Raw genomic sequence first — 10,118 nt, forward strand, 5'->3', positions numbered from 1 at the left:
GGCTCACGCGCCTGCCGACAACAACCATCGTTCCAAACAGACCGGGCCTGCTCAATCTATGCGAATGCGCCTTATGTTACTGGGCGGCGGGAATGCCCTCGGGCAGGCGCTGATTCGCCTCGGTGCAGAGGAAGACATCGGTTTCCTCGCCCCCAAACCGCCCCAAGACGGCTGGGATGCCGCGAGCCTCACCCAATTGCTCGACGACACCCGTCCCGATGCATTGATCAACCTCGCCTACTATTTCGACTGGTTCCAGGCCGAAGCCGTCAGCGAAACCCGCCTGGCTTCCCAGGAATTCGCCATCGAACGCCTGGCCGAACTGTGCCAGCACCACAGCATTACCCTGGTGCAACCGTCCAGCTACCGCGTGTTCGATGGTTCCCGCGCCACCGCCTACAGCGAAAAAGACGAGCCGGTGCCCCTGGGCCTGCGCGGCCAGGCGTTGTGGCGTATCGAGCAAAGCGTACGCGCAACCTGCCCGCAGCATGTGCTGCTGCGGTTTGGCTGGTTGCTGGATGACAGCGTCGACGGCACCCTCGGCCGCTTCCTCGCCCGGGCCGAACAGCCGGATGAGTTGTTGATGGCCGACGACCGTCGCGGCAACCCGACGCCGGTGGACGATGCGGCGCGGGTGATCATTTCCGTGCTCAAGCAACTCGATTGCGCGGCGCCGCTGTGGGGCACCTACCACTACGCCGGTCACGAGGCGACCACACCGCTGGCGCTGGGCCAGGCGATTATCACCGAAGCCCGCAACTTCCACGCGCTGGCCATCGAGTCGCCCACCGCCCAGGCCCACGCCGCGCGGCCGGATGCGGCGGACGAGCCACAGCACGCGGTGCTGGCCTGCAAGAAAATCCTGCATACCTTTGGCATCAAGCCACGGGCATGGCGGGCAGGCTTGCCGGCGTTGCTAGACCGGTTCTACCGCCACTTCTGAAAACAACACAGAACCCTATGTGGGAGGGGGCTTGCCCCCGATAGCAGAGTGTCAGTCAAAGATTTATTGACTGGTCCACCGCTATCGGGGGCAAGCCCCCTCCCACATTGTTATGCCGTGTTATTTAGAACTTGTAGCCAATACCCACCATGTAGACCATCGGGTCGACATCCACATTGACCTTGGCCCGAGTGCCCTGGCCCAGCGCGTTGTTATCCACAGTCGCCTTAGTGCTGATGTCGATGTAGCGCGCCTGGGCGTTGATCATCCATTTGTCGTTGATCATGTAGTCGGCGCCGATCTGCGCGGCCCAGCCCCAGGAGTTCTCGGCCTTGAAGTTGCTGAAGCCGGCTTGCTCGGCGCGGCTGCCGACGTGTTCGTCATAGATCCAGGTGTAGTTGATACCGGCGCCCACATAGGGTTGAAACGCGGACTGGTGGTCCAGCGGGTAGTACACGACGCTCAGGGTCGGCGGCAGGTGTTTGAGTGTGCCGAGCTTGCCGTTGGCGGCGCCGAGGGCGGTGTTCTTGATCTTGACATCGTGCTCGAACGGTGTGGCGGCCAGCAGTTCGATACCGACGTGATCGGTGATCATGTAGGCGAAGTTCAAGCCCAGTTGGGTGTCGCTGCTCATGGTCGCCTTGCCGCCCAGGTTGGCGCCGGCCAATGGGCCCTGGTCAACCTTGACGCTGCTGCTGTCGGCCTTCGGGTTCACGGTGATTGCACCGGCACGAACCAGAATGTCGCCCGCCTGGTGGGCGTGAGCGACAGGGACGACGAGGGCGAGCGCGAAGAGGGACGCGCCGAGCAGAGACTTGTTCATGGGAGCTCCAAAAGGACGTTAAAAGTTGTACGTCCAATGGTAAAGATCGTTCCGCACGATCTTTTGACTCAGCTCAATGAAAGGCTAACCACGTCGCAAAAAACTGTGGGAGGGGGGGCTTGCCCCAGTACCGGTCAGTTAGCGCAGATCCCCTGTGGGAGGGGCGGTGCGACGATTCGACTTGCCCCCGATAGCGGTGGGTCAACCAACATCAGTGTTTGCTGGGCCGACGTCGTCGCGGGCAAGCCCCCTCCCACATTTGATCTTCGGTGTGTTTGAGGGGAGGGATTATTCCTCCAGCTCGTACATATAAATCTTCTCGGCATCCATCTGGTAACCGGCGTCAGCCAACTCACTGGACGACGGCTTGACCTGCATCGCGCCTTCGATCCAGTACGGCTGGTACAGCTCGTCGAGTTTCACCCCGACTTCGCTTTTCACATGCACGATCTGGTTCGACGGCGGTGGCGGCACATGGATGCACGCGCCGAAATACGGCACCAACAGGAACTCGGTGGTGCGGCCCTCTTCGCTCACTTCCAGCGGCACGATGTACCCCGGCAAACGAATGTGCCGGCCGTTGAGGCTTTGCACCACCGGCGCGTTGGGCAAGTCCTGTTTAGCGGCGGGCGCGGCCTCGACGGACAAGGCATCGGCCATGTTCGACAGGTCGTGCAGCGGTTTCATATTGGGCACTTCCGGCGGCGCATCCGCTGGGATCATTTCCTGCCACGACAAATCCCGGGGCTGCTCCTCGGCCCAGGCAGGTACGGCCACCAGCAGCAACAGGGCAAACAGGGCACGACGCATCGACAGCTTCCTCATAAACGAATGGACAGGCCATCGGCCAACGACTGGCGATAGGCACGCCAGGCAGGCACGCTGCCCATCAACAGCGCCGCCGCCAGGATACCGGCGAGCAACGTCCATTCATATTCGCTCGGCCATGCCATCGGCAGGTCCAGCCCGTAGTTGGCCTGCAAATAACCGCGCGATACGCCGATGCACAGGTACAGTAAACCAAGACCTGCCACCACGCCGGACAGCGCCAGCGCGAAGGCCTCGAAGATCAAAAGCGTGGCGATATGCCACGGCCGTGCGCCCACCGAGCGCAGGATCGCCATCTCGCGGCGGCGTTCGTTGAGGCTGGTGAGGATCGCTGTGAGCATGCCGATCAACCCGGTCAGCACCACGAACAACGAGATCACGAACAAGGCTTTTTCCGCCGTGCCCATCATGCTCCACAGCTCTTGCAACGCCACGCCCGGCAGGATCGCCAGCATCGGTTCGCCACGGAACTCATTGATTTCCCGTTGCAGGGCGAAGGTGGAAATCTTGTTATTCAAACCGAGCATGAACGCGGTGATGGCTTGCGGGGTCAGGTCCATATTGCGCGCCTGATCGGCGCTGATACGGCCTTTGCCCTGGGCCGGGACACCGTTGTGCCAGTCGATGTGGATCGCCTCCATGCCGCCGAGGCTGATATGCAGCGTGCGGTCCACCGGCGTGCCGGTGCGCTTGAGGATGCCGACCACGGTGAAGGGCTTGTCATCGTGCTTGACCAGGCTGACCACCGCCACGCCATGGGCCAGCACCAGCTTGTCGCCGAGCGTGTAGTGCAGGGCCTCGGCGACCTCGGCGCCGAGCACCACTTCGAACGGGTCGGTGGCAAACGCGCGGCCGCTGGCCAGTTCAAGGTTCTGTTTGCGGCCGTACTGGTAATGCTCGAAGTAGGATGCGTTGGTGCCCATCACCCGGTAACCGCGATGGGAATCGCCCAGGGAAATCGGAATCGCCCATTTCACCTTGGGGTTGGCGGCGAAGTGCTCGTAGCTGTCCCAGCGGATGTTATTGGTGGCGTTGCCGATGCGAAACACCGAGTACAGCAGCAGGTTTACCGAGCCCGAGCGCGCCCCGACGATCAGGTCGGTGCCGCTGATGGTACTGGCGAAGCTGTTGCGCGCTTCAACGCGCACGCGCTCCACCGCCAGTAACAGGCAGACGGAAAGCGCGATGGCGAAGGCGGTGAGGATCGCGGTAAAGCGGCGGTTGGCCAGGCTGGCCATGGCCAGACGAAACAAATACATCTCAAACCTCTGCAGGCGTGGCGGCGCGATTGAGTTCGGCCAGCGACAGGTTGCGGTCGAACAGCGGGGCCAGGCTTTGGTCGTGGCTGACAAACAACAGGCTGGCGCCCGCTTCGCGGCATTCGGCGAACAGCAGTTGAATGAATGCCTCGCGTGCGTCGTAGTCGAGGGCCGAGGTGGGCTCGTCGGCGATCACCAGTTCCGGTTGACCGATCAGTGCACGGGCGGCGGCCACCCGTTGTTGCTGGCCGATGGACAGCGAATCGGCGCGGCGCTCGAGCAAGTCCGGGTCGTTCAAACCCAGGTGCGCGAGCAAGGTCGCTGCGGCCTGGTCGACACTGCCGTGACGCTGGGCCGCGCGCCGGGCCCGCAGCTTGGAAAAGTGGCAAGGCAGCTCGACGTTTTCACGTACCGACAAAAACGGCAGCAGGTTGAACTGCTGGAAGATGTAGCCGGTGTGGTCCACACGAAAACGGTCGCGGGCACCGGCAGACAGTTCGGTCAGCTCCTGGCCGAGCAGGCGGATACTGCCTCGGCTGGGTTTGTGCACACCGCCAAGCAACCCGAGCAAGGTGGTTTTGCCACTGCCGCTGGGGCCCTTGAGGAACAGGGTTTGCCCCGGCTCCAGGCGAAACGCGGGGATGTCCAGCAACTGGGGGTGACCGGGCCAGTTGAAGCCCAGGTCGGACAGTTCGATCAATGCAGGGGTCATGTGAACTCAGAACTTCAGGGTGGCTGCAGTGGCGGTCGCGTCAGCACCTTGCTGGCCGCTCGGGCCGATCAGTTGTACCTGAATTTTCCGGGTGGCGGGGAAGGTCTTGAACACTTGGCTCAGGTCCAGGTTGCTCAGTGCCTCTGGCTTGGCGCAGGTGAACTGGTAGTGGGCATGGATTTCGCTGTGGTCATGATGATGCTCATGGGCGGCAGCGCCTTTGCCGTCGGTGGCGTGGTCATTGTCATCGCCATCATCGTGATCGGCTTCGGGCTTGTCGCCGAACAGCGGGCTGTTGAGTTCCTGGGTGCTGACGACGCAACCGGCGGCCTTGGGTACGTTGAACAGTGCCAGCGGACTTTCCAGCTGTTTGCGCGCGGCGGCGACTTTGGCTTTGTCGGCCGCACTGGTCGCGACGTGTTCGAAACCCACCAGGTTCATCGCCGGGCTGTCCAGCTCAAGCTCCAGGCTCTGGCCGTCCAGCACTGCATTGAGACGGCCCACACCGTGTTCGTGAGCGCCGAGGCTGCCATGCTCATGATCGTGATCTTCATGGGCGTGAGCGACAGCCAGAGGCAGCAGGGCAAACGGCAAAGCAAGCAGCAGACGGCGCATGACAGGACTCCACAGATGAAAGTTTTGTTATGTGATCTTATAACAATAGTGCCGAGAGTTTGACCGTCCGCTTGGCGTTGCGCAAGCTGCATGGGAGCATGTCCGTCAGAAAAAATGCGGGAGTAAGGACGATGTTGCGAATTCGTGGAACCGTCGGCGACCTGCCGGTGGACTTGACCCTGGAACTGGACGACGGCGATTGGGCGCGGCTGGGCGCACACTTGCAGGCCGCCCCGGTGCCGGCCGAGTCGACGGCGGTACCGGTCAGGCAAAGTGAGGATCTATGGCAGAACGCCCAGGATCTGTTGCGCAACGCCGGGCAGCTCAGCGGCCTGGAATTGCTCGATCAACTGGAAGGGTTGGCCGGCGACGCCGCCGCGGGCAAGCGCCTGCTGGTGCGCCTGCGCCACAGCGCCAAAGTGAAAGTGACCAGCGGCGCAGACACGCCGCTGTACACCTGGATCGACGCTTCGTAGGAGCGAGCTCGCTCGCGAAAAACGCATAGGCGCCGCGTTCATTCAGGATGCCCGCGTTATCGTTGACGGCCTTCGCGAGCAAGCTCGCTCCTACAGGGTGAGGGTCAGTACAGCGCGGCAAACAATTTGCGGCGGTACACCGTGACCAGCGGGTGATCGTTGCCCAGCAGTTCGAACACCTGCAGCAAGGTCTTGTGTGGCAAGCCCTCGCTGTAGCTGCGATTGCGCACGAACAGCTTGAGCAGGCCTTCCAGCGCGGCGTCGTATTGCTGGCGCGCCAGTTGTTGAATGCTCAACTGATAGGCCGCTTCGTCATCCTGCGGGTTCTGCGCCAGGCGGCTTTTCAGGTCGGCGCTGTCCGGCAGGTCGGCAGCCTGGCGCAGGAAGGTGATTTGCGCCTTGGCCCCGGCGAGGGCGGCCTTGTGCTCATCGCCTTTTACGGCGTCCAGCACGGCTTGGGCTTCATCCAGTTCACCGCGCTCGGCCAGGCAACGCGCGTACAGGATCAGCGCGGCGGCGTTGGTGTTGTCCTCGCCCAGCAGCGCAACCAACATGGCTTCGGCATCGCTGATGCGGCCCTCGGCAAACAACGCTTGTGCCTGCTCCAGCGGATCGGCCGCAGCCGGTGGCGGCATCTGCACATGGGGCTCGAGCATCGCCCGCACCGCCGACTCCGGCTGCGCCCCGGCAAACCCATCCACCGGCTGACCATCCTTGAACAACACCACCGTCGGCAGGCTCTGGATACCGAAACGCGCAACGATGTCCTGCTCGGCTTCGCAGTCGACCTTGGCCAGCAGCAACTCACCGCGATAACTCTCGGCAATCTGCGCCAGCATCGGCATCAGCGCCTTGCACGGCGCGCACCACTCGGCCCAGAAGTCCACCAGCACAGGTTTTTCGAAAGAGTTCTGAATCACTGCCTGCTCGAAGTTGGCGGCAGTGACGTCGAAGATGTACGGCGTGGGCTCACTCATGAGGCGTCTCGAATAAAGCGGGAATGGGGGCAACTATAAGGGCTGGCGCTGGCTATCGGAAGCCGTATGGGGATTAGTGTTCAGGCGCATGCCAAAACGGATCGAGGTACCAGTCTTGAGGAAAACCCATTGCTTTGAGACTGACCTCGGGAAATTCACGGATAAGCACATGCAGGCTGTGGCCCCAGGGAGTCTGTGGACTCACTTGGCGCATCAGATGATTGAGCATGCAAAGAACCGCGAACATTCGACTATGTGGCCCTGGTTCAAGCAAATGCCCGGGCCATGCAAAGGTGGCCTTCCTGGGTAATTCGGGTCGAACACCCAATTGCCGGTTCCACATTCGCGAATGGTGGGCGCACATATTTCGGATGGTGGTCAGCGTGTGCAGCCAGGACTGCATCAGTGGCGCCGGGAGCAGCAAGCGCTTGGCGACGGCTTTTTTATCGGCGTCCCTGGCCAAGCCTTTGTACAGGTGGGACAGGTCCCCCAGCGTAAGTTCTTCGAGCATCGCCCAGCCAGGCATCAGCGTTGGGTGGTCATAGGTCGCGGGGTAATGGCGGGCGTAGCTCTCTTTTGACCGTTGGCGTTTGAGCAGCGCCTTTCTCGCATCGCTCGCGTGCGACCTGTCGATCCGGTCACATTCGCGCATGTACTCACGCGTTGCCGTGTCTTGTTTGCCGCAGAGTGTTGTCAGCAGGCGCTGATGATCAAAGGTGGGGTGAAACAGCAGCGGGTTGGTATACCAATGACTGCCATGCGTGGGTCCCATGTGGTTGCTGATAACGCAACGCGAGGCAATTTCGACGCGTTCGATGGCATCCATAGTCAGTAAACGAAGCCGCCGGTCGAAGTCGTAAAGGCGGGTCAACTGACCAAACTGGCTGCCTTCACGAAAGCGATGATCGATATCTTCCGGCTGCTGGAAGGGTCGCATATGAGGGCTAAGTCGAAAGAAACTGACGGCCTGCAGGAAGCGCTCAGCGCGAGCTTCATTGTGAATGATCAGTCCGCGTAGCTTGAGCAGTTCCAGTTGAGCAGGAACATCTATGGCTGGCTTGCTGAATGACCTCATGCCCCAAAAGCGCCGGGCATAAAAAACCCGCACAATTTGTGCTTGGTTACTGAAGTAACCAGAGGCATGGCGGGTGTATTAGCGCAAAGGTTAGGCAGATGCCCAGCGTTTGGCAAGGCCTGCGCTTCGTTGGACATCAGTGAGTTTGAATACGAAGACATTGCAGTCGATTGTCAGAGCTGCGGGCGAGGACTGGCATTTTCCATACCGCGGCTTTTCTTGTCTCAATCAATATATTGCCGGGAATTTGTAACGTGGACGGTTATCGCCGCGAATGGTACAGGCTCACCTTGCGAAACTCCCACGGCTCGGCCAGGTCCGGCAGGGTCAGTGCCTCGAGGATGTCCAGCCGCTGATAATCCGGATGCTGGAAGTCGCGCACCCGCGAGTCCGCCACCAGCGCTTCGCGGGCTCGGGTCAGGAAGTGATCCAGCAGCGGCAGGTTGGCGCGATCGTAAAGCACGTCGGCCACCAGGATCAGGTCGAAGCGATCGGCCTCTGCAAAGAAGTCGGTTGAATAACCCAGCTGCACGTCGTTGAGTTCGGCATTCGCCCGGCAAGCCGCCAGCGCCAGCGGATCAAGGTCGCACGCCACCACCTCCAATGCCCCTGCCTTGGCGGCCGCAATCGCGGCCACGCCGGAACCGGCGCCGAAATCCAGCACGCGCTTGTCCGCTACCCACGCCGGGTTCGCCGCCAGATAGCGCGCCAGCGCCAGGCCGCTGGCCCAGCAGAAGCTCCAGTAGGGCGGCTCATGCAGGATGCGCCGGGTTTCTTCCTGGCTGAAGGCACGGTCCATGTTGTCGGCGTCGAGCAACCACAACGACAGCTCGGTGCCCGGCAGTTGGCAGGGCACCAGGTGTGCGTCGCCAATCAGTTCACTCAGGGCGCGTTGCAGGTGCAGCGGTGGTGTCATGGCGCCTTGACGAGTTGCAGGGGACCGGTGGTCTGGGTAATCGCCTGGGTGATGCGCACGGCGGGCAGGTGCAGGATCAACTGGCCGGACTGGCTGGCGCGACCGCGCAATTCAACCCGCGCACCGGCCGGGAACGCTTCGGGGTTGAAGCGCAGGCGAAAGGCCAGGGGCTTGCCGTTGCCGGTCAATACGCTGCTGGCGAGCAGTTGCTGCGGGCGCGAGCGCTCGTCGATCACCAGCAGCGCCAACTCGACTTCGGCGCCAGCCGGCACATTGGTCAGGTTGCCGCTGATTTCCCGCTGGTAGGCAGGCAGGGGGCCGAGGTCTTCGATGCCGGGGACTTTTTTCTCTTGTGCCGGCGTTGGCTGAGGTGCGGCCGGCTTGGGGGCTTCGCTGCTGCAGGCGACCAGAAAACTGAACAGGGTGAGTAGAACGAGTGGTCGTAACTGCATGTACGGCTCCAGAAAGGACAAAATCCGTGGCTTAAAAAATAGAAACATATAAGCCTGCCTATATACCGTAAAGGCTATGGCTTGTCTTGCGACGGGGATGCGCTACCATGGCCCTCCCTATTATTTGTTGCCTGCCAACCATGCACTGTCCCTTCTGCGGTGCCAACGACACCAAGGTCATTGACTCGCGTCTGGTCGCCGAGGGCGATCAAGTGCGTCGCCGGCGCGAATGCCTGGCCTCTGGCTGCGGTGAACGTTTCACCACCTTCGAAACCGCCGAACTGGTATTGCCGCGCCTGATCAAGTCCGACGGCAGCCGCCAGCCCTTCGACGAAGAAAAACTGCGCGCGGGTATGCAGCGCGCCCTGGAAAAACGCCCGGTGAGTGTCGAGCGTCTGGAGGCGGCGCTGGCGCATATCAAGCACAAGTTGCGCGCGACCGGCGAGCGCGAGGTCAAGAGCCTGGTGGTCGGCGAGCTGGTGATGGGCGAGCTGCAAAAGCTCGACGAAGTCGCCTATATCCGTTTCGCCTCGGTGTATCGACGCTTCCAGGACCTCAATGAGTTCCGTGAAGAGATCGACCGCCTGGCCCGTGAGCCTTCCAAGCAATGACGTCTGAACAGGCAGTCCTCGACGCCCACTACATGGCGCGCGCCCTCGAGTTGGCGCGCAAGGGCCTGTACACCACCCACCCCAACCCACGGGTAGGCTGCGTGATCGTGCGTGACGGGCAGATTGTCGGCGAAGGCTGGCACGAACGCACCGGCGAGCCCCACGCCGAACCCAACGCCTTGCGCGCCGCCGGTGACAAGGCCCGTGGCGCGACGGTCTACGTCACCCTCGAACCCTGCAGCCACCATGGCCATACGCCGCCCTGCGCCGATGCGCTGGTGACAGCCGGCGTGGCGCGCGTGGTGGCCGGCATGCAGGACCCGAACCCGGAAGTGGCCGGGCGCGGCATGCAGCGCCTGGCCCAGGCCGGCATCGAGGTTCGCAGCGGTGTGCTGGAAGCTCAAGCGCGTGCGCTGAACCCGGGCTTTCTC

The 10,118-nt window shown here is 62.1% G+C and carries 13 protein-coding genes; 4 read left to right on the forward strand and 9 right to left on the reverse strand.

Annotated elements, in window-relative coordinates:
* The first annotated feature begins 58 nt into the window (after positions 1-58).
* Positions 59-943: a sugar nucleotide-binding protein gene (locus BFP93_RS01140; RefSeq protein WP_083203146.1), complete on the forward strand. Its 885-nt coding sequence runs from the start codon at positions 59-61 to the stop codon at positions 941-943.
* A gap of 124 nt (positions 944-1,067) precedes the next feature.
* Here the strand turns inward: BFP93_RS01140 and BFP93_RS01145 are convergent, their stop codons facing one another.
* The 5 genes from BFP93_RS01145 to BFP93_RS01165 all read right to left on the reverse strand — a co-directional run bounded on the left by BFP93_RS01145 (position 1,068) and on the right by BFP93_RS01165 (position 5,180).
* Positions 1,068-1,766, reverse strand: coding sequence for an OmpW/AlkL family protein (locus BFP93_RS01145; protein WP_065888399.1), 699 nt, complete (start codon positions 1,764-1,766; stop codon positions 1,068-1,070).
* A gap of 288 nt (positions 1,767-2,054) precedes the next feature.
* Positions 2,055-2,576: a DUF3299 domain-containing protein gene (locus BFP93_RS01150; protein WP_065891616.1), complete on the reverse strand. Its 522-nt coding sequence runs from the start codon at positions 2,574-2,576 to the stop codon at positions 2,055-2,057.
* An 11-nt stretch (positions 2,577-2,587) separates the two neighbouring features.
* Positions 2,588-3,853, reverse strand: coding sequence for an ABC transporter permease (locus tag BFP93_RS01155; protein WP_065891617.1), 1,266 nt, complete (start codon positions 3,851-3,853; stop codon positions 2,588-2,590).
* A 1-nt stretch (position 3,854) separates the two neighbouring features.
* Positions 3,855-4,565 (reverse strand): ABC transporter ATP-binding protein, encoded by a 711-nt coding sequence (locus BFP93_RS01160; protein ID WP_065891618.1) that lies wholly within the window; start codon positions 4,563-4,565, stop codon positions 3,855-3,857.
* 6 nt (positions 4,566-4,571) lie between these two features.
* On the reverse strand, positions 4,572-5,180 hold the full coding sequence (locus BFP93_RS01165) for a DUF2796 domain-containing protein (RefSeq protein ID WP_065891619.1): 609 nt from the start codon (positions 5,178-5,180) through the stop codon (positions 4,572-4,574).
* A gap of 131 nt (positions 5,181-5,311) precedes the next feature.
* Here BFP93_RS01165 and BFP93_RS01170 point away from each other — a divergent pair, with 131 nt between their 5' ends.
* Positions 5,312-5,656 carry a hypothetical protein gene (locus BFP93_RS01170; RefSeq protein WP_065888394.1) on the forward strand — a complete coding sequence of 115 codons (345 nt, stop codon included), beginning with the start codon at positions 5,312-5,314 and terminating at the stop codon, positions 5,654-5,656.
* Positions 5,657-5,760: 104 nt separating this feature from the next.
* Here BFP93_RS01170 and trxA read toward each other — a convergent pair whose 3' ends face one another.
* From trxA to BFP93_RS01190, 4 genes are all read right to left on the reverse strand, one after another.
* A complete protein-coding gene (trxA, locus tag BFP93_RS01175) occupies positions 5,761-6,633 on the reverse strand; it encodes a thioredoxin (RefSeq protein ID WP_065891620.1) in 873 nt (290 codons plus the stop codon).
* A gap of 73 nt (positions 6,634-6,706) precedes the next feature.
* On the reverse strand, positions 6,707-7,708 hold the full coding sequence (locus BFP93_RS01180; RefSeq protein WP_065891621.1) for an Abi family protein: 1,002 nt from the start codon (positions 7,706-7,708) through the stop codon (positions 6,707-6,709).
* Positions 7,709-7,970: 262 nt separating this feature from the next.
* A complete protein-coding gene (locus BFP93_RS01185; protein WP_065891622.1) occupies positions 7,971-8,624 on the reverse strand; it encodes a class I SAM-dependent methyltransferase in 654 nt (217 codons plus the stop codon).
* Positions 8,621-9,076 carry a YbaY family lipoprotein gene (locus BFP93_RS01190; RefSeq protein WP_065891623.1) on the reverse strand — a complete coding sequence of 152 codons (456 nt, stop codon included), beginning with the start codon at positions 9,074-9,076 and terminating at the stop codon, positions 8,621-8,623. The genes BFP93_RS01185 and BFP93_RS01190 overlap by 4 nt, the downstream gene beginning before the upstream one ends.
* 140 nt (positions 9,077-9,216) lie before the next feature.
* Here BFP93_RS01190 and nrdR point away from each other — a divergent pair, with 140 nt between their 5' ends.
* Both nrdR and ribD read left to right on the forward strand, forming a co-directional pair.
* Positions 9,217-9,687, forward strand: coding sequence for a transcriptional regulator NrdR (nrdR, locus tag BFP93_RS01195; RefSeq protein WP_065888389.1), 471 nt, complete (start codon positions 9,217-9,219; stop codon positions 9,685-9,687).
* Positions 9,684-10,118, forward strand: a 435-nt coding sequence (gene ribD / locus BFP93_RS01200) for a bifunctional diaminohydroxyphosphoribosylaminopyrimidine deaminase/5-amino-6-(5-phosphoribosylamino)uracil reductase RibD (protein ID WP_065891624.1), incomplete at its 3' end; no start/stop codon positions are given. The genes nrdR and ribD, both read left to right, overlap by 4 nt.

Source organism: Pseudomonas sp. 44 R 15 (assembly GCF_900004965.1).
GTDB lineage: Bacteria > Pseudomonadota > Gammaproteobacteria > Pseudomonadales > Pseudomonadaceae > Aquipseudomonas > Aquipseudomonas orientalis_A.